This window comes from Pirellulales bacterium, assembly GCA_033762255.1.
Lineage (GTDB): Bacteria > Planctomycetota > Planctomycetia > Pirellulales > JALHPA01 > JANRLT01.
In genome coordinates, this window is record JANRLT010000021.1 from 171760 (window position 1) to 194302 (window position 22543).

Sequence of the window (22543 nt, forward strand, 5' to 3'; positions counted from 1 at the left end):
TTTGATTAATTTGTTCTACGATCTTGTAATAATCTGAAATGTACTCATCACACTCCCGTGTGATCAATTCTGCCGTTGCGACTAGCTCCCCCAACAAAACACTAATGTTCCTCTCACGGAGTGAGAGGAGCACACTACCCAATTTTACGCAAATCCCCCCTCCCCTAATAGCCAATCCACCACCTGCAACAATCCCTCGTCGGTGTTTTTTCCCGTCACCCGCGACGCCTGGGCACGCACATCGGGGGGGGCATTTCCCATTGCCACGCCCAATCCCGCCTGGGTGAGCATGGGCAGGTCATTCACATCGTCCCCAACTGCGCAAATTTGTGCGGGAGAAAGTTGCAATTGGCGGGCAACGTATTGGACCCCGCTCCATTTGCTGACGCCAGCGGGGGCGATTTCGCACATATATCCGAAATAGCGGGGGCTGCGAATGACATGCACATACAATTCTCCCGGCCACAAACGCTCCAGGTTGGCGGCCAAATCCCGCATTTCATCCGCCGTCCCCATGACGAATCCGGCAAAGACGTCTGCGGGGGGGGACGTCATCAGGTCGGGCGAAAGCCGGATGGAATCGGCGTTCAACGACAAAAACTCCGCCAACTCCGGCGATTTCGCCCGCGCTTCGGCCAGATGAAAATCGTACCCCAGCCCAAAGCTATCGGTATACAAAATCGGCTGAAAACCGCGGTCATGGACATACGCCAACAGCGGCAGCAGCACGGCGGGACGAATCTGGGCTTGAAATAAGGTTTCGTGTGTGGCGGGAGATTTAATCAGCGCCCCGCTGGCGGTCACCAGCGGCAAATGCAGGTTCAACCGCCTGGCAATCGGCAGCGCGCGGCTATACCGCCGTCCCGTGCAAAGCATGATCTCCACCCCCCGCGCTTGGGCCTTCGCCAGCGCGGCTAAAGTGCGCTCGCCAATTTTATCCCCCAAATCGACCAGCGTGCCGTCTATGTCGAGGGCTAACAGGCGGTAAAAAGGGGGGGACGAAGGCATAAAGACCACAGGTAACGGTTTATTCCACCAGAAAAAATAGAGTCAAATCGGGATGTCAACGGTAACAAGGAAATACAAACAACAGGCGGCGGTACGCACCCTCGGGCAACGCTCCGCTAGCACAAAACGCGGGAAATTTGCGATTTCCCCTTATCAAAAGTTGTTGATGGCTTTTATATTATGGTTATGCGCTGCCCTTTTTGTAGACTGGATAACGATAAAGTCCTGGACTCCCGCAGTTGCGATGATGGCTTTTCCATCCGTCGCCGGCGCGAGTGCCAGGGCTGTTTCCGTCGTTTTACCACGTACGAACATTCGGAGGAAGCCGCCGTCAAAGTGGTAAAGCGGGACGGCTCGCGCATTCCCTATGACCGCCAAAAGATCAAGGCGGGCCTGACCAAAGCTTGCTGGAAGCGTCCGATTAGCGAGGAACAAATCGAAGCTCTGGTCACCGCGGTCGAGCGTAACATTTATGATTCATTCGAAACCGAAGTGGAAACCAGCCATATTGGCGAACTGGTCATGCAAGAACTGCGCAAATTAGACCAAGTGGCCTTTGTGCGGTTTGCCAGTGTGTATCGTAAATTCCAGGATGTGCGCGATTTTGTCGATGAATTGCAGCCCATTTTGGCCGAAACGCAAAAAACCAAGCGTTAGTCGGGTCTCGATAACCGTTTTTTTCTTTCCCAGCTTTGTATGGCCCACACGTTTGCCGTGATAATCGCCGCCGCGGGAAAAAGCACGCGTTTCCGTGACCAGCACTATAAAAAGCCGTTCGCCCCGCTGGCAAACAAACCGGTTTGGCTGCATTCCGCCGAGCGGTTTATCAATCGCGCCGATGTAAAGCAGGTTATTTTAGTTATTTCACCCGCTGACGCCGAAGTATTCGCGGCCAAATTCGCCGGCAACGCCGCGATCCTAGGAATAGAAATTGTGCACGGCGGCCAAGAGCGGGCCGATTCCATCGAAAAAGCCCTCGCGCGGGTCCGCCCCGACATCGGTTATGTGGCGGTGCATGACGCGGCCCGCCCCTGCCTGGCAGATGCCTGGATCACCCAGGTCTTTGACGCGGCGGCGCAGAGTGGCGCTGCGATCTTGGCTATTCCCGTGCGGGGAACGCTAAAAAAAGCCGACAACCAGGGAAAAATAATCGACACCATTCCCCGTGACAACCTGTGGGAGGCCCAAACACCACAGGTCTTTCGCCGGGATTGGCTTTTGGCCGCGTACGCCCAGCGCAACGGCTTTAACGCGACCGATGACGCCCAATTGCTTGAACGCTCAGGCAAATCCGTGACCCTAGTCAGCGGCTCGGCCATCAATCTCAAGATCACCACCCGCGAGGATCTAAAACTGGCGGAACACGCGCTGCAGGCCCTCCCCCGTCCTAAGCTGGGCAACGCCATGAACCCCTTTGCCGACGATGATATGTGGCGGTGAGGGGAGGAATGGAGTTTGGAGGAGTGGAGTTTAGAGGAATGGAGGGGAAGAATTTGGGTGGCGGGGGACGAGCCTTGGCGAGGACCCTATAGGGCAAAGTCAGAAATCTGAATAGCCGCAATTCTTCATTCTTCATTCATACTTCTGCATTCAGCTGGCCTCATTCTTAATTTTAAATTCTTCATTTTTAATTCCATAAAAAAACCCCGCGGGAGAGTCATCATGACTTTCCCGCGGGGTGTTTTGCAGCATCGCATGGCCATCCTGGCCCGATGGTACTGACAGCTATGCCCGCTTATTGCCAGTGGTATTACTTGCTGTTGACGGTGAAATCGGCGTAGCCAATCGTCCCCATTTCGGGACCATCGCAACCCGCAATTTCCGTTTCCTTGCTCACTCGCAGTGGCGTGATCAGGTTTGACAGGTTAAACCAGACATACGCCATGCCAAAACCCACCACCCAGACCGTGACGGCGGAAATGAGCTGGGCGGTCAACTGACTGGCATCGCCATAGAACAATCCTCGCACGCCATCCTCGATTAAAGCGGGATCCCCGCCAGTGAATTTCTTTGCCGATTCGTCGAAAATTCCACGTTCGACGCCATTAAAGCCCAGGCCGTACTTGCCATTGGCAAACAGACCCAGGGCAATGACGCCAAAGGTGCCATTCACCCCATGTACCGAGATGGCACCGCAGGGATCGTCGACGCCCAATTTTTCAAAGAAAAAGACGCTAAAGACCACCAACACACCGGCGATAGCGCCGATCATACATGCCACCCAGGTATCCACAAAGGCACAGGGGGCAGTGATTGCCACCAGGCCCGCTAACATACCATTACACAACATTGTTGGGTCGGGCTTCATCCCTTGGGCGGTCAAGGCCAAATGCGCGCCCACCGCGGCAAACACGCTGGCCAGCATTGTGTTAACCACTACCACGGAAATCCGCAAATCGGTCCCGGACAGCGTGCTACCCGCGTTAAATCCAAACCAGCCAAAGGCCAGCACGAACGTGCCAAAAATCACCATCGGCACGTGGTGGCCGGGAATCGGTTGCGGCTTGCCATCTTTATATTTGCCAATACGCGGGCCAATGACCAGGCAGCCCGCCAGACCGATCGCTCCACCCATGGCGTGTACCACGCCCGAACCGGCAAAGTCCACCGCTCCATGGCCCAACCCCCAAAATTTACCCATCTGCGCCAGCCAGCCGCCACCCCAGACCCAGTGGGCGTATATACAATACGGCAGCGCGACCCACAGACCATACAGTAGAAAGTTATTCCATGCCCACCGCTCGCACATGGTTCCCGTGGGAATCGTGGCCGTGGTGTCCATAAACACCATCATGAAAAAGAACAAGGCCAAGACACTCACGTCATCCTTGCCGGTCAAAAAGAAACCATTTGTCCCAATGAAACTCCATTTACCCTCGGATTCGATCTCTTGACCATCTTTGATTTCTTTATACTTAAAAGCGTCCGAGGTGTAACTTTTATCCAAGAGCACCGTTCCGGGACCGATTGGTGAATACCACCCGTCCGGCACCGGCGCGTTCCACCAGCCACCCCAGCCCAGGGCAAAACCGTACACGTAAAACGCAATACAGCCCAGAGGGTAAATCATGAAGTTCATCGCCACGGTATGGGCCGAGTTCTTCGCCCGGCAAAGCCCGGTTTCCACCATTGCAAAGCCCAGTTGCATGAACATGACCAAGGCACCGCACAGCAGCACCCACATCATGTTGATAGAGAACAAATTGTGGGCGATACGGTTGTAAAGTTCAGTTGGAGTTTTGGCGGATAGATCGCCGTCACCCACGGGACCAGCGGATGGGGTTGTCCAGTAGCCCGCATTTCCCCCAATCGGATCGGGGAACTTTACGACATCCCCCCCTTTGTCATCTTTTACAGAAATTGTGGGGGACTGATACAACTCAAGTGGCGGTGGTGCAGCCGCGCCTCCAGCGGCGGCATCAGGGGCAGGGGCCGCCGCATCAGGAGTCATCGTACTCGCGGGGGCGTCCGCTTTAGGTGGTTCAGCCGGTGCGTCCGCTTTCGGCTCATCAGCCTTGGGAGCGTCCGCGGCGGGTGTATCCGCCTTTGCTTCGGTTTTGGCCGCATCCGTAGCCGGAGGAGCATCCCCCGCGGATTGGGCAAAGAGAATCTGGCATGCCCAAATCCCTAGGCAAACATAAATCCCTGCAAAATAGAACCGCCTGCGTGTCAACATACAAAAAACCTTCCCAGTATAGAGTAGGGGAAATCCACGTGTCACCAGAAAGCCGCCTGGAGCACTTCTCGCTGGGAAATAGGCAAGCGATATGCCAATCGCAAAATCCTGTTTGTGAATCCACTCTTAATAACACGGGAAGTTGCCCCGCGCATTTTTAGATAACTTCCATATAGATAAGGGTTTAGGAATATTTTCAAAAAATTTATCGAAAATGAAACTATTTTTACAGGAATTTAACATCTAAACCGATAGTCGAGCTTTTCAGCAATTCTTGCCAGCTAATTAAGCGATGCTTATTTCCCCTGTATCCGAGGATGGGCATTGGTAAACAAGTCGGTAGCCAGCTCTACCCCACGCCCAATAACTTACTGAAAACAGCACAATCTCTAACAAGCCTAAAAATACCAATTCGACCATCTTCAGCACCGCAAAGACGCCATATAACCAAATCCAACCCGCGGTAAACAGCACCACCAGCAAGACCAGCAGGATTTTGTACAGTATCCCCGCATTCCCGGGAAAGGTCAGTTGAACCTGGACCCCCACTAATAAACAACACCAGGCGGCCAGATTAATTGCATATGCCGCCGTATCACTTTTGCCTAGGATAGGCAGAATTAAACTGATTCCCTGGCTAATAATCGCCGCAAACACCAGGCCCACTAGCAAGTCTTGTAACGTAAACTGGGTCGGTCGCTCACCGGTCCCCCGCGACTTTATCACAGGTGGAAATAGAAAGGAGAGCGATGTGTAACTCGGTTCTGCTTTATCTGAAGGTGTCGCGAATGTCCAACGCCAGCCTAATTGGGCAATCCCCCACCAGACTCCGGCGGGGACGAATATTCCCACAATCACACAACCCCACCATTCCCACGGGTCAAGCCGCAGTTTGGTTTGGGCGTATTCCGACAGGGAAAAAGATAATCCGGTAAACGCATAACCCGTCAGCAGGCGCAGCCAAATAGGCTCCTTGCCAGCCCCGATCCACAGCGGGAGCCAAGAGGCGGTCGACAGCAAGGCCAAAACGCCATAAGCCAAGAGAGGGTTTAATTCTGGTTTGAGATAGGCCCCCCCCATAGCGGCAGAAACAGCCCCCAAGAGTGTCATTACCGCGATTCCCACGGCCAACCACCGCGCGGGCCAAAAAAGCTCGGCGGAAGCAAGCCGCTGCACTGGTCCAGGATTGGGAATCAGCGGTACCTGGGGTAGAGAGGGGAACACTTCTTCCGCCAGCGGCAGCGCCGGAACCGCCGTCCCAGGCAAAAGCTCTGCTGATATCTGGGCGTTTGCGGTATGGCCGGGGCGAGGGGGGCTGGCTTCCCCCTGGTCCAATGGGTACGGATCTAGTGGAGGGGGCAACACGGGATTTCCCGCATTGGTGGACAGAGGCGCGGGGGGCGCGGGCCGTTCCCGTGATCCAAACAACGGATCATGCGCCGGTCGCGCGGGCGTCGGACGTGGCGGTTTGCGGGACACGGTATGTCAATTAATAATTAATAATTAAAAATTAAGAATTGAGGATGAAACGCTAGTTGCATGGGCTTTAGCCCGTGGCAGATTGTGTATTCCGCACAAACAATCAGCAGCCACGCGTTAGCGTCCGGTTGAATGGTCTGAACCGTGGGCTAACGCCTAATGCTGATTTCGTCCGGTTGTCCGCAAACAATCAGCCGCCACGCGCTAGCGCCCGGTTGAATGGCCTGAACCGTGGGCTAACGCCTAATGCTGTTTTCGTCCGGTTGTCCGCAAACAATCAGCCGCCACGCGCTAGCGTCCGGTTCTGTTCATCCCGAATCAACATAAATCGTGGGCTAGCCTCCGGTTAAATAGTCTGAACCGTGGGCTAGCGCCCAGCGGCTGATTTTCCGGTTCTGACTGTTACCGTATAACCTTTCCTACCGCGCCGCGAGCGGCGTATCGATCCAGCGGCGTTCACGGTGCGATTGCAGGCACGCGTCCGCCACCAGTTGCGCGTTTAGTCCATCATAAAAGCTGGGAACCGCCTGGCGCCCTTCGACAATCGCACTCACAAATTCCCACATCAGATCATAGCGAAAAACCGTGGCTGGATCACCAACCGCCGGGTCGCGGGGACTATCCGCCGGTTTGAGAAATTCCGCCGGTACTGGCACGGGGGCCAGGTCTTGGCCGGTCCTGCCCAGAAGCAGTGTGTTTGGCTCATGCAGTTGATACACGGCGGAGGCCTCGCTGCCGTTGATTTCCGCCCATTCATGGCCAAAGCCGCGGCGGCCGTACCCCTTGGCCAGGGTGGTCCCTTCCCAGACTCCAGTCGCGCCGCTGGCAAATTCACCAATCAGACTCGACCAATCATCCACGTCGGAAGGAGCGCATTCCCGCCCATCGGGGGTCTGGGTGCGGGGGGCAAACCGGGCCACCGCGCCGCAGATCGATTTGATCGGCCCGAGTAAATCAATCGCAAAATCAAGCCGGTGGATCGTCATGTCAAACAAGTCCCCCGCGCCCGCCAAGTGGGTATATTGTCGCCAACCCCAACTAGTCTCTGGCCAGTCGAGAAACCGCTGGCTGCGAAAGTGCCGCGGCTCCCCCAAGGCCCCCGTGGTCAGCAAATGCCGCAGATACCGCATCGACGGGGCAAAGCGATACGTAAACGCCGTCATGTGGACCACGCCATTGTCCCGCGCGGCGTGATACATGGCGGCGACCTCGCCGGCGTTCAGGCCCAGCGGTTTTTCACACATGATGTGCTTGCCATTGCGGGCGGCGGCCACGGCAATGGGCAAATGCGTAAAGTTGGGCGTGGCGATAATGACCGCGTCGATGTCGGGATCGGCGCAGAGTTGTTCGGGATCGGTGGTGGTTTTGGCCAAATTCCAGTCGGATTGGCGCGCGGCCAGCAGGTTGGGATCGGTATCGCAAGCGGCGACTAACTGGCAGCGCGGGTCTAGCCGAATCGCGGGAACGTGGTGGTAATCGCTGACTTTACCAGCGCCGATAATGGCAATGCGTATGGGTTGGGTCATGGGTAGTCCAAGTAAATGAAATAAATCCCGCGCGGAACAAGTTAAAGGGCGTTCCGCGCGGGATTCTTGATTTTATGAAAGTTTTTGCGAGGACAACAGGCAAAATTAGCCGCAAGCCAGGATTAGGTATCCTGATAAGCAACCGGTTGGCCGGTCATCTTGAGGTAGGCCACGTTTGCGAGCAAATAACCAAATAGCCCCACCGCAATGGCACCAATGATTGTGATGAATATTACCACAAAAATCAAAAAGAGCACCAACCCCGTTAAAAATAGGGTGAGTTTATTTCCTTCTGTATATTTTGTACATAAGCTATATACCTCTCCAACATTCGCATTTTTATCCACGACAAATTGAAACGCAGGAGCAAACATTAACCCAAGATAGATTCCCGGCACGATTAACAGTAAAAAACCGATAATAACAGCAATACCTACCATCAATGAAGTTAACAGAAAGTTAGTAAAATAAGGGCCGCCACTAGTCAGGTCATTAAATTCTGATGGTTCACCGCGGGCTACTTTGAGCAAAAATTTAATTAATCCTGCGCCGAAAAACACATTTACTGGCAAGGTCACAGCCAAATTAAGCAGTATTCCCAAAAAGCCAAAAGAATCATTTAGAAAAATGGCATCTGCAATCCGACCGATGATATTCGTGATCAGTCCCGTAATGAACACCCCAAATAACACGCTCGACCAACGTTGCTTAAAAACTTTCCAGGTGGAGTTAAGCAGATCGCCAATCTCAAGCTTGGTGTGCTGCATTTCTCCCGTGCCGACGGGCTCTCCTTGATACGTCCGCACCGTTTGAGGGGCCGCGTACGGATTTTCGGCCTGACCGGGCTGCGGGCCACCCCAGTTGGGGGCTCCGGGGGCTGGTGGCGGCTGAAACTGCGGGAAATTTCCTCCCGGCGGAGGAGGGGGCGGCGGCGTGAATCCACCCGCCGGAAAACTGGGGGCCAAGGGAGACGCCACGCCAGCCCCCGGCGAGGGAACTGCTCCCCCCGGCACGGTCAATAACGTGGTGCAATTAGGGCATTTCGCCGTCCGACCGGCAAATTCCTCGGGGACGCGCAGCTTCTTTTGGCACGAACCGCAGACAAATTCGATCGGCATGGGATTGGCCCTGGAAAAATTTGCGTTTGATTTCAACTGGGAAATATCCGTGGCAGCCCTAGGCAGGGGACGGACGCAGCTAGATTGTGTCGAGTGCCGGGGAAAGTTGCAAGAATTCTTTCGGTGAATTCCGGGAAATCTTGGTAAAACCCCGCCTCTGTACCGCACGTACCGGCGGACTTACGTCCGCCGCTCGTCCCGCGTCTCCCATCTCCCGTCTCCCGCGTCTCCCATTTCCCGTCTCCCGTCTCCCGTCATATCGCGCTCCGCTGCGCGTCGCGGCTAAACTTGCCGCGTCCCGCGCCTCCCGTCTCCCGTCTCCCGTCTCCCGTCTCCCGTCTCCCGTCTCCCGTCTCCCGTCTCCCGTCTCCCGTCATTTCGCGCTCCGCTGCGCGTCGCGGCTAAACTTGCCGCGTCCCGCCGATACCATCGGCGGCTTTGTTACCTTGACGCGCGTCCCGTCCGGCGGACGGGACCTACACCTCACTGGAATTTTGTAAAAACGCTTGACGAATTCCAACATGTTCCGTATAGTCACCTGCATGATCCGCCGGGTTGGTGGTCGGGTTGCGTTGTTCGCACTCGACAAACAAGGGAACTGTGGTCGGGTGGGTTGGATAATTCACGTCGCATTCGATATTTTTTCGCGTTTGCGATCAGGCTTAGCCACTTCCGCCTTATTCCGCGACGGCCCCGCCGCTGTGATCGGGTAAGTATGGATTTGTCGGGGATTCTTGGCTCCATATCTTGGCAGCCACGAGTTATCGGCACCATCCACACACTGAACGGCCTCTCTGTTTGTGGCCATTGCGTTGGTTGTTGTGAGTAATCACAAATACCATTTGCGCGAGAAGGCCCTGGCTGTTTTGCCCGTAAGTCAGAAGACCTACCAACACGGTTCGAACGCGACTTCACGAGGGTCTGAAGTCTGTTCGGGTTTGTCGGTAATGATCTTAGAGTCGATGGCATTCTTGGATTAGCCGGCAATCTTTACTCAAAGGGACGCTAATCGCGCTTCACGTTTCGTCGCCAGCCCCCCGCTGCGCGCTACGGATGAAAATGCCAGCCCCGGACTGCGTTTAACGTATTTCCGTGTCCCGCAAAATTCCTCCATAGCCTCCGGCGCGAGGTCCGCGTAAAACGTGCGCGCCTGCGTTAAATGGAATGCCCCCGCGACCTGCCCACCAACCGGGATGCGCCCCTGCGCCGGGCCGCGCTTTCCCCACCGCCACGCCTCCGCGGGGCGTGATTCGCGCGGCGGTCCGCGCGTTTACGCTGGTGGAGTTAATGGTGGTGATCGCGATTATCGGCCTTTTGGTAGCGCTCTTATTCGCGGGGTTGCAGGCGGCTCGTTCCGCCGCGCACAAAACTCGCTGCGGCAATAACTTGCGGCAAATTGGCCTGGCGTTGGTCGCTTATCATGACGCCCACAAGCAGTTCCCCCCCGGCGGGATCGAATGGCGGTCCAAACCGACCGATAACGATCGTCGACAACACGCCTGGTCGGCCTTGGTACTCCCTTTTTTAGAGGAAACACCCCTCTATCGGCGGATCGATTTTGAACTTCCGTTTGATCATCCGGACAATGCCCCGGCCGCTATGACGGTTGTTCCCGTGTATCTGTGCCCGGCGTCGCTGCGGGGGGAACCCTTGGCCAGGGGACGGGGGGCGTGCGATTACGGCGGCATCTATGGCGAACGGATTTCCCGCCCTAACGACCCGCCGCGCGGCATCCTAATTTATGACCAGGCGTTTCGCGCGCGGCAAATCACCGATGGCCTGAGCCACACGATCATCGTGGGGGAAGATTCGCAATTTACTGACGGCCAATGGATCAATGGGCGGAACATCTTTGATCAGGCGTTTGCCATCAACGCGGCCCCGCCGTTTGAAAATGACATCCGCAGCGGGCACCCGCGTGGGGCACAGGTCGTATTGGCGGATGCGTCCGTCCATTTTTTGCGCGAGGAGCTATCCCTGCGCACATTGGCCGCACTTTGCACGCGGGCGGAGGGGGATCACGTGGGTGAGTATTAAAGTAGTTCTGGCTTCAGCCCGTTACTTGTTGTTTACACCCCCTAACTTTAACGACGGTTGAAAGTCATGAGTATCATGCGAATGAATCGGGCCGTTGGCCCTATAACTTGTGTTTTACTGTTAACCTAGGGCGACGCTGCGCTTGCCCTAGGCTGGGACAGGTCGGGCCGTTGGCTCGCAAAGAATCGAATGCCTTTGGCCCGCGAAGACTTCAATAACAATCAATCTCTACAGAACAAAAAATCTAGGTGTTAGTAGTACAAGATCACATTTTCCCCCGGGAGCCAATCATGACACACTTCTTGACTCGACAATTAATCGTCTGCCTGCTCTTATTCTGCGCTATTGATTTATCCCAGGCACGCGCCGCGACGATCACGCTAGAGGATCAAAGTCTCCTTCCCAACTCGCAACGGAATAATCCCGCGTTTGTCTCTGGCGGAGCGGCCTTTAACAATTTTTATGACGCTGGCACGGACTATTGGGCCGGTTGGGCGGTCTCCACTCAAACGGACATAACTACCGCCGGGTACTTTAACCAGTACAGCGCGTATGCCTTACCCGCTGGGGGTGGGGCTGGCGGCTCAAGTACCTACGCCTTGACTTATCTGGACGGCATTACGATTCCCAGGATCACGCTGCCTGCCGGGTCGCAACCGGTTTCCCTGCAAGTGGCCAACACTACTTACGCCGCGCTGTCGATGCGGGATGGGGATAGCTTTGTCGGACCAAAATTTGGCGGAACGGATGGCAATCTGCCGGATTTTTTGCTGTTAAAAATTACAGGTCTCAATGCCTTGAACCAACCCGTGGGGACGCCGATTGATTTTTATCTGGCCGATTTTCGGTTTGCGGATAATAGCCTGGATTACATGCTCACTGCTTGGACGAATGTGGACTTGACCCCCTTGGCCGGAGCCACTCAACTGACGTTTGCGATTAGCGGCTCGCGAAATAACAATTTTGGCCTGTTGACCCCCGCATATTTTGCCCTGGATAATTTGGAAGTGACCGTCATCCCGGAACCAGGGCTGGTGTGGGCGACTGTGGCGATTTTATGCCTGGGTGGTATTGGATTATTGATAAGAAAAAGCCCCCGCGCTGCCACAGTGTCAATCTTTTTTTGCACAGGGAGTCTGCTGTTACTCAATTCCACACCCGCCGTGGCGGGGCCGTTTAGCGTGGCGCCGATTGCAGCCGCAGACCCCGCGATCATCCACTGGGCCAGCGAAGTGAGCAGCTACCAGCCAGCGGCCGATTTAGATCCCGCGACGCAAATGCTGGCCCACGCCTTAGGTCCGGCCAACGGCAACATCGTGTCGCTGGGGGATTTGACCGCGGCGCAAATCACCGCCGGAATTCCGGCGGGGCGGATCACGCTGGGCTTTGCCACCCCCTTTGTCGATGGACCGGGGTGGGACCTGGCGGTATTTGAAAACGCCGGGGCCTTTTTTACCGCGCCGTTTATCTTTGGCGAACTGGGTTATGTGGAAGTCTCGAGCAACGGCGTGGATTTTGCCCGGTTTGCCAGCGAGTCGTTAAATGTGGAACAAGGGGCGGGAATTCCCGGCGACACGGAACTAAATGTCGCCTTTGGGCGGGCGTTTGCCGGACTGAATGTGACCAACACGCGGAACCTAGCGGGCGTGCATGCCAGCTTATTAGGAACGCCGTTTGACCTAGGGGAGCTGGCCACGCATCCGCTGGTTAGCGGGGGGCTTTTGGACCTGCAAAACGTCCGATATGTGCGCATTATCGACGTGCCGGGGAACGGGGCGTTCCTCGATAGTCAGGGCCGGCCGATCCTGGACCCCTGGCCGGGTACGGGGAACACCGCGGGATTTGACCTGGACGCCGTGGGCGTGCGATACATCGTGCCCGAGCCGGGAATGCTGCTCATGGCGTGCGCGGGTTTGGCGGCCTGGGCGTGGAGGCGAGGGAAAAAGTGTGGTGTTATTAAAGGTATATAAAAACATTTTTAGCACAGAGTCACGAAGGTACATTAATTTGAAATTTGAAATTTGAGATTTGAGATTCTAAATCTGAAATCTGGGATTTGAGATCCGAAATTAGCACATCCGCGTCATCTGTGTTCCAATCTGCTCCGTGGAATTCGATCTGGTTCTCCCTCCATTCCGCCTTATAAATTCAGTCGGATTTTTAGCACGGAGTCACGAAGGAATACACAGAGGCGCACAGAGAAGAATGACAGAAGTACACAAGGATAATGATTTGAAATTTGAGATTGAAGTCTGTCAAAATCAAAATTTCCAATCCGTAAAATTCCGTACTACCAACCTTTCAAAGCTTCGAAATGTGCTAAGATTATTCGTTGCCCAAGCATTTGATTGCCAAGGGTGTTTAATCCTTTGCGGGCTAAAGGCGTTTGTTAATTTTTGCGGGCCAAAGGCCCGACCTATCCCAGCCTAGGGCAAGCGCAGCGTCGCCCTAGGTAAATAGAAAGAAACAAATGGAAGGGCCAACGGCCCGATTCTTCCAGTTCAACTAACAAAGTCAATTTACAGCCTTGGGTTTCGGGCTGAAGCCCGAACTATGCCTATCCGTGGCAATGAATTTCTCGCGCCTGTCCCGTCCGGCGGACGGGACCTACCCACTCCACGGCACCGGGACGGTGCCTACTACAATCTCTACGGCACCGGGACGGTGCCTACTACAATTCATGTCGCACCTTGAACATAATCGCCGCGCGTGGGATACCCTGGTCAGTCGTCAAGAGCGGCACACCCTGGCCGCGCGGGATGAGGATTTTGCCGATCCGCTGGCCACGATCAACGCCGATGGCTGGCTGGGGGAGGGGGTGACGGGTAAACGCGTGCTTTGTCTGGCGGCGGGCGGAGGGCGGCATAGCGCGCTTTATGCCGCGGCGGGGGGCGTGGTGACCGTGGTGGACCTGAGTCCCGCGATGCTGGCCCTGGACCGGGCTGTGGCCGCCGAGCGAAATTTGCCGATTCGCATCGTCGAAACCAGCATGGACAACCTGCGGATGTTTGCCACCGGAGAGTTTGACCTGGTCGTGCAACCGGTTAGCACCTGTTATGTGCCGGATATCTTGGCCGTGTATCGGCAAGTCGCCTGGGTGTTACGGCCGGATGGCGTGTACATTAGCCAGCATAAATCCCCTGTCAGCCTGCAATGCGCGGTCGAGCCAAATGCGCAAGGGCGGTATGAACTGCGGGAACCCTATTATCGAGCCGGTCCCTTGCCCGACGTAACCGGCAGTCCCCATCGCGAGGGGGGAACGTTAGAGTATTTGCATCGCTGGCAGGAACTCATCGGCGGACTGTGCCAAGCGGGTTTTGTGATCGAGGATTGCCGCGAACCGCCGCACGCGCGGGCTAGCGCCGCGGCGGGAGTATTTGGCCACCGCAGCCAATTCGTGGCCCCGTATATCCGGCTGAAAGCGCGGCGGGTGACGGCGGGTAATTCCAGCACATTTAACGGTAAAAACAAAGACTCGAGCGTTAATTTATGGTTGCCCGAATAGTAAAGTGTGTTAACGTAAACTGATCACCGTAAAAATTTCCTGCTTTGCCGATATCGTGATATAATAATAGAAAAATTTTGGAGCACAGTGTTCTTACCTCAATCAAGCTGCGATTTTTATTTCTTTGGACTGCATGCATGACACAGATACTGATTCAACAAATCACGTTTCGCAGCCACTCACTCATCTCCCGACGGATGGTCGCTCTGCTTTTTATAATTGGCACGGCGGTCATCAGGGATACTTGGGGGGCTCAGTTGCCCGCAGTTGATGCCCCTTCCGTCTCTCCACCCCCAATCGACTTCCTAAAGGACATTCAGCCGCTGCTCTCCCGCTGCACCAGTTGCCACGGCATCGAACACCAAGAAGCCGGCCTCAACCTGCAAGTCCGCGCCGCCGCCCAAAAGGGAAGCGACAGCGGACCGGTCATTGTTCCCGGCAAACCAGAAGAAAGTCTCTTATTCCAGCGCGTGACATCGACCGACCCCCAAACCGTCATGCCCCCGCCCGAGGAAAATAAACAGCTCTCTTCTGCCCAAGTTGATATGCTCAAACGCTGGATCGCCGCCGGGGCCGTCTGGCCCGACAGCGCCGAAGGCTCCGGCACCAATCATTTGGCGTACAAGCCCCCTAGCCGACCTCCCTTGCCCACGGTAAAGGACACTGCTTGGGTGCGGCAGCCGTGGGATGCGTTTGTGCTCATGACATTGGAACAAAAAGGGTGGCAGCCAACGGCGGCCGCGGACCGGGCGACTTGGCTGCGGCGCGTGAGCCTGGATTTGATTGGCCTCCCCCCGACGCCAACCGAGGTCACGGCCTTTTTGCAGGATGAGTCGCCGGATGCCTACGAAAAAGTGGTGGAACGGCTGCTGGCCAGTCCCCGTTATGGCGAACGTTGGGCCAGTTACTGGCTGGATTTGGCCCGGTATGCGGATACCAATGGCTATGAAAAAGATGGCAGCCGCGTGATGTGGCTCTATCGCGATTGGGTGATCGGGGCGTTTAACCGCGATTTGCCGTTTGACCAATTCACGATCGAGCAACTGGCGGGGGACCTCTTGCCAAATGCCACGCCAGAGCAGCGGATCGCCACCGGATTTCACCGCAACACGATGATCAATACCGAAGGGGGTGTTGATCCCGAGGAATACCGCAATGTGGTGAATGTGGACCGGGTGAACACCACCGCCGCGGTCTGGCTAGCCACCACGCTCAACTGTGCCCAATGTCACACGCACAAGTACGATCCGTTTAAGCAAAAAGAGTACTATCAACTGTTGGCGTTTTTTAATAACAATGCCGACTCCGCCACGGGTGAAAGCGTGGTGGAGGAGTTTCCCACACCGGCGCAAGCGGCGGCCTTGGCGGAACTGGACGCCCACGAGAAAATCCCCCACGGCTCGGTCGAACTTAAACCCCTGCGGGACAAAATCAATGAACTACGCAATCAAATTCGGGGACAAATCCCACGGACCATGATCATGCGCGACCAGCCCGAACCGCGCAAAACCCATATTCATATCCGGGGGAGTTTTTTGAATCCGGGAGAGGAAGTGACGGCGGGCTTTCCGGCTGTATTAAGCACCGCATCCTCCGCTCCCAATTCCTCGGATTCCGCCGCGAATTCAGCTAATTCGATGGACAATGCAACCAATCGCCTGGCCCTGGCCCGCTGGCTGGTTGACCGCCAAAATCCCCTTACCGCGCGGGTGCTGGTCAATCGGATGTGGGAGCAGTTTTTTGGGCGGGGAATTGTCGGGACCAGCGAGGATTTTGGAACGCGGGGAGACACGCCCACGCATCCGGAACTACTGGACTGGCTAGCGGTGGAATTCATGGAGCGGGGCTGGAGCCTCAAGCAATTGCACAGGTCAATTGTGCTATCGGCCACATATCGTCAGGGGGCAACCGCCACGACCGAGGCTATCGCGCGTGATCCGGATAATCGCTGGTTGGCCCGTGGCCCCCGTCAACGGTTAACGGCCGAGATGATCCGCGACCAGGCGCTCTTTGTCGCGGGGATGCTGAGTGAAAAAATGGGGGGGCCTAGTGTGATGCCGCCGCAACCGGAGGGGATTTGGAATTCCCCGTATAATGGAGATCAGTGGAAAACCAGCGAAGGAGAAGATCGCTATCGCCGGGGGGTGTACACGTTTATTAAGCGCACAGCCCCGTACCCCACGATGCTGACCTTTGACGCCCCTAGCCGCGAAATTTGCGTTGTTAAGCGAAATAAAAGCAATACGCCCTTGGCGGCGCTGGTGACACTGAATGATCCCGTGTATGTGGAAGCGGCCCAGGGGCTGGCCCGGCGATTGTTGCGCGAGGGGACAAACACCGCCGAGCGGATCTCCCTGGGTTACCGGCTGGTTACGGCGCGTGACGTTCGACCCGCGGAATTAGCGACCCTCACGACGTTTGTGGAGCAAGAGCGCGCCCGGCTTAATGGTGATGAATCCGCGGCTCGGGCGATTGCCGGCAATTTAGAAAAAGACAACTCCGCGACAGAGCAAGCGGTCTGGACGTTGGTGGGAAATGTGCTGCTGAATTTGGACGAGGTGCTGTGCCGGTGACGCCGGGTAGGTCCCGTCCGCCGGACGGGACTGGTGTGACGGGGGGCGGGCGGTGAATGGGAAAAAAGGGTGGCTAGGGCAAAAATCGCTTTTGCCCCCTGACCGGAATTTGGTTTTTGGAGCTTGGTTATTGGTAAAGATATACGAAATGTGGTTACCATTCCTGGGTAATCAAGCTCAAACACAAGTGTGCTTTTCAATTCTTAATTTTTCATTCTTAATTCTTAATTCATCTCATGGATCTGTACCTCGAGCAACTCAAGTCACTCACCCGGCGGCATTTTTTTGAACGTACTGCCACGGGGATCGGCACGCTGGCCCTGGCGGCGCTGGCCAACCCGCGCGTCTTTGCGGCGGAGGGAGAAAACGCCGCCAACGGGACCACTTCCACTAATGATGAAAAGACCTCCGCGCATGCCGCCACCCGTCCCCTTGCTCCCCGAGCGCCCCATTTTCCGGCGCGGGCCAAGCGCGTCATATACATGCACATGGCGGGGTCCCCTTCGCAACTCGACCTCTTTGACCCCAAGCCCAAGCTCAAGGAGCTAAATGGCCAGCCCTGCCCTGACTCACTGCTAAAAAAGGAACGCTTTGCCTTTATCAAGGGGGTGCCCAAAATGCTGGCCAGCCCCTACGAATTTCAGCGGCATGGAGAGTGCGGGGCGGAGCTATCGCCGCTCTTGCCCCACTTAAGCAAAGTCGTGGATGACATCTGCATCATTCGCTCCATGGTGACCGAGCAATTCAATCATGCCCCGGCACAGCTCTTTTTAAATACGGGCTCGCCGCAGTTGGGCCGGCCCGGCATGGGATCGTGGCTGACCTATGGCCTGGGAAGCGAAAGCCAAAATCTGCCGGGCTTTGTGGTGCTAATTTCCTCCCCGCAGGGACCGGACGCCGGCGCCGCGCTCTGGAGCAGTGGTTTTCTGCCGGGAGTCTACCAGGGGGTGCAATTTCGCAGCAGCGGCGATCCGGTGCTGTATGTTTCCAATCCCGCGGGAATTGACGCCGAACGCCGCCGCCGCACACTGGATTTGTTGAATGACCTGAACCGCCAGCAACTGGCCCAAGTGGGGGACCCCGAGACTGTCACCCGCATTGAACAGTATGAACTGGCGTATCGCATGCAAACCGCCGTGCCAGAATTAATGGACCTCAGCGGCGAAACCCAGGAAACGCTGGATTTGTACGGGGCAAAGCCCGGCCAGCAAAGCTTTGGCAATAACTGCCTGTTGGCCCGGCGACTGATCGAGCGGGGCGTGCGCTTTGTCGAATTATTTCATTGGGGTTGGGACAGCCACGGCACGAGCAAGGGGGATGACATCATGCATAGCCTGCCCGAGCGTTGCCAGCAATGCGATCAGGGGGCAGCGGCGTTGGTAACCGACCTCAAACGGCGGGGCTTGCTCGATGATACCCTGCTCATCTGGACTGGGGAATTTGGACGCACACCGATGAATGAGGAACGAAACGGGTCAAAATTTTTGGGCAGGGACCATCATCCCCACTGTTACAGCATGTGGCTGGCGGGAGGAGGGATCAAGCCGGGACTCACGTACGGCGCAACCGACGAATTGGGGTATCATGTGACAGAAAATAAAGTTCATGTCCACGACCTGCAGGCAACGATTTTGCATTGCCTGGGCTTGGACCATACCAAGCTGACGTACACGTTTCAAGGGCGGGATTATCGCCTGACGGATGTGTTTGGCAATGTAGTCAATAATATTTTAGTGTAGGAAATCATGGCGGAATTTGTCACGGCGGTCACTACCTGCGGCACATTGGAAGCGGCCCAAGCGCTGGCCACGGCGGCCATCGCGCAGCATCTGGCGGCCTGTTGCCAGATCAGCGGTCCGCTGCAAAGCATTTACCGTTGGCAGGGAATCATCGAGACCGCCACCGAATGGCAAGCGGCGTTCAAGACCACGCGCGCGGCGTTGCCGGCACTCCAAGAACTGGTGCTTTCGCGACATCCGTATGATACGCCGGAGTTTCTGGTTTGGGAAATCTCCAGCGGCTCAGAAAAATATTTAACTTGGCTGCGGGGGGAAGTAGTGGATAGTGGATAGTGGGTAGTGGATAGTGGGTAGTGGGTTATCCCCTGGCCAGAAATTTCCCCAGTCGGTAGCATAGACCGCTTGGTGGCAGCCACGGGTCGGCTGGCCCGTTATTTTCCCCATGCTAGTAGACGTTCCATGCCCCCACCTTTGCCGCCGGACATCCCCTGGTTGGCATGGTGGCTGCCGCTCTTGTGCAGTTTGATTTATGTTTGCGGAGCGCTGTGTCTCAAATATGCAGCGCGGTACCGAGTCAGCTTGTGGCTGGGGAGTTGGTACGCCAATGTGGCCGTGTGCTGCGCGAGCGCACCCCTGTGGCTGATCCCCGCGCCGGCGCTCTCCGGCCAACCCTGGTGGCAAGCGATCGTAGCGGGGCTGGTCTTTTGGTTGGGTCAGTTTACCACGCTGGTCGCCTTGGACGTGGGGGAGGTCTCAATCGCCACACCGGTCCTGGGCCTTAAAATCTTGTTTGTCCTGATTTTTATGACTCTGCTCTCCGGGAAACCCCCCGGGCTGCAACTCTGGGTGGCGGGGGGCCTAAGTTTAGCCGCGCTCACGCTGCTGCAGGGGGCTCCCCGGGCCAGCGCTTTGCAACCCAACGCCACCGGTCACAAACCCCGCCGCATCGGCCTGACCATTTTGCTGGCGGCTTTTTCCGCTCTGGCCTATGCCCTCTTTGATGTGTTGATCAACGCCTGGTCGCCGCATTGGGGAATAGAACGGATCATACCGCTGGCGTTTTTGGTGGCTTTGTTGGTCTCCACCTTGGCGGTCGGCGCGCGGGTGGGGTCTTGGCGGATCCCCCGGGGGGCCATTCCCTCCCTGTGCGGCGGTTCGGCGCTAATTGGCCTGCAAAGCGCCACGCTCATCTACGCCATTGCCTGGACCCAGGACCCGCCCCGTATCAATTTGATCTACAATTCCCGCGGTTTCTTTAGCATCCTGGCGGTTTGGGGGGTGGGACACTGGTTTGACAATCACGAGCGGCACCTGGGCCGGAGGGAATTCATCCGCCGGTTGTGCGGCGCATTTTTGATGCTGGCGGCGATATTTTTAGCCATCACCTAAAACACAATTACCCCGCTCATCCACAATCCCGATTGACATTGTCAAATCTGGTCGCCGCACCCCAGAATAAAGCGTTGCGGCGCGTCGCACCGCCGGTTTTCGTGATCGCTTATAAACCTGTAAAACTTCATCCCACGCGGTATGGATTCCGCGGAAAGGTCGCACATGGGCCATTCGAATCAACGCATTTACCTGACCACGCATTTGCCGCGAGTGGAGGGACCGATCTTGGAGATTGGCTCGCATGACTATGGCAGCACGGCTCCGTTTCGCGGAATTTACGCCAACAATAACTATGTCGGCCTGGATTTACAGGAGGGACCCAATGTCGATATCGTCCATGACCTGACGACCGGCATCGGCCCTTTGCAGCCAAATTTCTTTTCCCTGGCGATTTGCTGTTCGGTGCTGGAGCATGTCAAACGTCCCTGGGTCATGGCCGAGCATATCACCACGCTGGTGCGGCCCGGCGGGCATGTTTATATCTCCGTTCCCTGGGTTTGGCGGTATCACGCCTATCCAGACGACTACTTTCGTTTTTCGCATCATGGAATCCGGGAATTGTTTCCCAGCTTTGAGTGGCAGCAACAACATTACTCCCTGAACGTAAAAAACGAATTTATCAAACTGACCCCGGAAACCCTGAACGCCGATGAGCAATTGTCAATCCTTGTCCCCGGACCGGCGGGTGAACGCAAGTATTTGCCGTATTTGATGGTCGAAATGCTGGGCATAAAGCTGAAGGACTGATTCGATTTTATCGGGTGGCCATGTTACAATAGGTTTAAGACGGGAATTATTAATAATTCCAGCCTCCCGCCAAAATGAAATTACCCAACAATCATGCCTAATCTTGCGTTATTGGTCCTCCGCGCGGTCTTTGTCATGGTGGCGATCGGCCTGGGGGCCGGACTAAGCGGATCCGACATCCTCTTGCGCGAACCGTGGTGGCTCCCTTGGGCGACCATTGGCGGGATTATGCTTTTGGCGGCGGGGGTGATCTTTTTGGATAATTCCATCGCCCGCAAGGAACTGCAAACCGTCACGGCGGTGTACTTTGGGCTGATCGTGGGGATGTTTCTGACCTATGTCGTGCGGCTGGCCATGACCCCCTTGCTGGCGGGGGTAAAGGCCGATGTGGTGCAATGGGTCGAACTGATCGTGGGGATGATTCTGTGTTATTTTTGCATTAGCATCCTCCTCCAGACCAAGGATGACTTTCGGTTTATCATTCCCTATGTGGAATTCGCCCGCGATGTCAAGGGACGCAAGCCCTTCATCCTGGACACCAGCGTGATTATCGATGGGCGGATCGCCGATGTCGTGGAGACCCGCGCGTTTGACAATCAACTGATCATTCCCAGCTTTGTCGTGGCCGAGATCCAGGGAGTGGCCGACAGCGCCGACCGCATGCGCCGCAGCCGTGGAAGGCGGGGGTTGGACATACTTAATCGACTGCGCAACAACAAAGAACTCGACCTGCAGATCCACGACCGCGAACTAAAAGAATACCTGGACCAGCCGGTCGATATGAAGCTGGTCATCCTGGCCAAGCACCTCAATGGCAAAGTCGTCACCAACGACTATAATTTGAACAAAGTGGCTAATTTAAACGGCGTCGGGGTGATTAACCTTAACGACCTAGCAAACGCCCTCAAACCGGTCTTTTTAGTCGGCGAGGCGATCGAAGTTCGCATTGTCAAACCGGGGGAAGGGCATGGGCAGGGAATCGGTTATTTGGACGACGGCACAATGATTGTGGTCGAAGGGGGCCGCGAGCATGTCAATCAATCCGTCCGGGTCACCGTGACCAGCATGCTCCAAAAAAGCGCCGGCCGCATGGTCTTTGCCAAATACGATAGCCAAGTTCCCGTGCTGCAGGGCTAAAATCCACCTCGCAGCTTGTTGCAATCCCTACTCAACTCATAACGCTCTCGCAATCGGCACTGTTGACAACAATTGCAGCTTTTTCCCACGTGCATCTGCTTTTGGTGGCCCGGTCCCCCGACTCCGCGCCGGTCCCCCCGGCCACTGTTTCCCCCGCCCAGGCGAATTTTGCCGGTAGTCTGGCGCTTTTTGATTGTTCCTTTGAGCAGTTATCCGCGCGTCTGAATGCCCTCACCCGGATGGATTGCGAGCCCGACGGCGCGTTTGTCTGGGTCGGGACGGACTGGCTCGGGCCGGCGGGTTTGACAACGGCCGAACCGCTGCCCGCGGAATTACCCGTATCCGGGTCCATGCGGGAAACAAAAGACAGCCACCTATCAAGCCCCGAGGCACCAGCGCAAGCCTGGCAAATGGAGGGACAATTAAGCGATCGTGAGGGAAAAATCTGCTCTGTCGAGGTAAAGGGGAGTTTTCCCTTCTGGGCTTGGAAAAAATTGCTGGAATGCTGCGGGTATCCCCAAGTCGCCATCAGAGTGATATTACTAAAAACCGGGCAGAGCCTGGAACTGGATGAATTTTTGTTGCAAGCTCGGGAACCGCCATAAG

General features: G+C 56.0%; 18 protein-coding genes and 1 riboswitch. Of the genes, 13 read left to right on the top strand and 5 right to left on the bottom strand.

All coding sequences use genetic code 11. The features are described 5' to 3' along the window. Positions 1 to 144: 144 nt before the first annotated feature. Positions 145 to 1008 carry a Cof-type HAD-IIB family hydrolase gene (locus tag SFX18_06310; protein MDX1962746.1) on the bottom strand — a complete coding sequence of 288 codons (864 nt, stop codon included), beginning with the start codon at positions 1006 to 1008 and terminating at the stop codon, positions 145 to 147. Positions 1009 to 1194: 186 nt separating this feature from the next. On the opposite strand from SFX18_06310, the gene nrdR reads away from it, so the two are divergent. Both nrdR and ispD read left to right on the top strand, forming a co-directional pair. Continuing rightward, a complete protein-coding gene (nrdR, locus tag SFX18_06315) occupies positions 1195 to 1665 on the top strand; it encodes a transcriptional regulator NrdR (GenBank protein MDX1962747.1) in 471 nt (156 codons plus the stop codon). 39 nt (positions 1666 to 1704) lie between these two features. Further along, entirely contained in the window at positions 1705 to 2448 is a 744-nt protein-coding gene (gene ispD / locus SFX18_06320; GenBank protein MDX1962748.1) for a 2-C-methyl-D-erythritol 4-phosphate cytidylyltransferase, read from the top strand. Positions 2449 to 2758: 310 nt separating this feature from the next. Here ispD and SFX18_06325 read toward each other — a convergent pair whose 3' ends face one another. The 4 genes from SFX18_06325 to SFX18_06340 form a co-directional block, all read right to left on the bottom strand. Beyond that, complete coding sequence (locus SFX18_06325; protein ID MDX1962749.1) at positions 2759 to 4684, bottom strand: hypothetical protein; 1926 nt, start codon at positions 4682 to 4684, stop codon at positions 2759 to 2761. A 285-nt stretch (positions 4685 to 4969) separates the two neighbouring features. After that, a complete protein-coding gene (locus SFX18_06330) occupies positions 4970 to 6163 on the bottom strand; it encodes a hypothetical protein (GenBank protein ID MDX1962750.1) in 1194 nt (397 codons plus the stop codon). Between the two features lie 419 nt (positions 6164 to 6582). Further along, a complete protein-coding gene (locus SFX18_06335) occupies positions 6583 to 7689 on the bottom strand; it encodes a Gfo/Idh/MocA family oxidoreductase (protein MDX1962751.1) in 1107 nt (368 codons plus the stop codon). A gap of 122 nt (positions 7690 to 7811) precedes the next feature. Beyond that, complete coding sequence (locus SFX18_06340) at positions 7812 to 8654, bottom strand: hypothetical protein (protein ID MDX1962752.1); 843 nt, start codon at positions 8652 to 8654, stop codon at positions 7812 to 7814. Between SFX18_06340 and SFX18_06345 the strand changes: the two genes are divergently transcribed. The 11 genes from SFX18_06345 (at position 8623) to SFX18_06395 (ending at position 22542) form a co-directional block, all read left to right on the top strand. After that, positions 8623 to 8934, top strand: coding sequence for a hypothetical protein (locus tag SFX18_06345; GenBank protein MDX1962753.1), 312 nt, complete (start codon positions 8623 to 8625; stop codon positions 8932 to 8934). The genes SFX18_06340 and SFX18_06345 overlap by 32 nt on opposite strands. A gap of 412 nt (positions 8935 to 9346) precedes the next feature. After that, positions 9347 to 9716, top strand: a riboswitch (cobalamin riboswitch). 255 nt (positions 9717 to 9971) lie between these two features. Beyond that, a complete protein-coding gene (locus tag SFX18_06350) occupies positions 9972 to 10844 on the top strand; it encodes a DUF1559 domain-containing protein (protein ID MDX1962754.1) in 873 nt (290 codons plus the stop codon). Between the two features lie 290 nt (positions 10845 to 11134). Then, positions 11135 to 12814, top strand: coding sequence for a DUF4465 domain-containing protein (locus SFX18_06355; protein ID MDX1962755.1), 1680 nt, complete (start codon positions 11135 to 11137; stop codon positions 12812 to 12814). Positions 12815 to 13524: 710 nt separating this feature from the next. After that, positions 13525 to 14349 (top strand): class I SAM-dependent methyltransferase, encoded by an 825-nt coding sequence (locus SFX18_06360; GenBank protein MDX1962756.1) that lies wholly within the window; start codon positions 13525 to 13527, stop codon positions 14347 to 14349. Positions 14350 to 14486: 137 nt separating this feature from the next. After that, complete coding sequence (locus tag SFX18_06365; GenBank protein MDX1962757.1) at positions 14487 to 16922, top strand: PSD1 and planctomycete cytochrome C domain-containing protein; 2436 nt, start codon at positions 14487 to 14489, stop codon at positions 16920 to 16922. 236 nt (positions 16923 to 17158) lie between these two features. Further along, entirely contained in the window at positions 17159 to 18661 is a 1503-nt protein-coding gene (locus tag SFX18_06370) for a DUF1501 domain-containing protein (protein MDX1962758.1), read from the top strand. Positions 18662 to 18667: 6 nt separating this feature from the next. After that, positions 18668 to 18994 carry a divalent-cation tolerance protein CutA gene (gene cutA / locus SFX18_06375; GenBank protein MDX1962759.1) on the top strand — a complete coding sequence of 109 codons (327 nt, stop codon included), beginning with the start codon at positions 18668 to 18670 and terminating at the stop codon, positions 18992 to 18994. 126 nt (positions 18995 to 19120) lie between these two features. Continuing rightward, positions 19121 to 20050, top strand: a complete 930-nt coding sequence (locus SFX18_06380) for a hypothetical protein (GenBank protein MDX1962760.1) — start codon at positions 19121 to 19123, stop codon at positions 20048 to 20050. A 165-nt stretch (positions 20051 to 20215) separates the two neighbouring features. Beyond that, entirely contained in the window at positions 20216 to 20800 is a 585-nt protein-coding gene (locus SFX18_06385) for a class I SAM-dependent methyltransferase (GenBank protein ID MDX1962761.1), read from the top strand. Between the two features lie 93 nt (positions 20801 to 20893). Beyond that, entirely contained in the window at positions 20894 to 21937 is a 1044-nt protein-coding gene (locus SFX18_06390; GenBank protein ID MDX1962762.1) for a PIN domain-containing protein, read from the top strand. An 89-nt stretch (positions 21938 to 22026) separates the two neighbouring features. Further along, positions 22027 to 22542, top strand: coding sequence for a hypothetical protein (locus tag SFX18_06395; GenBank protein ID MDX1962763.1), 516 nt, complete (start codon positions 22027 to 22029; stop codon positions 22540 to 22542). Position 22543: the final 1 nt, after the last annotated feature.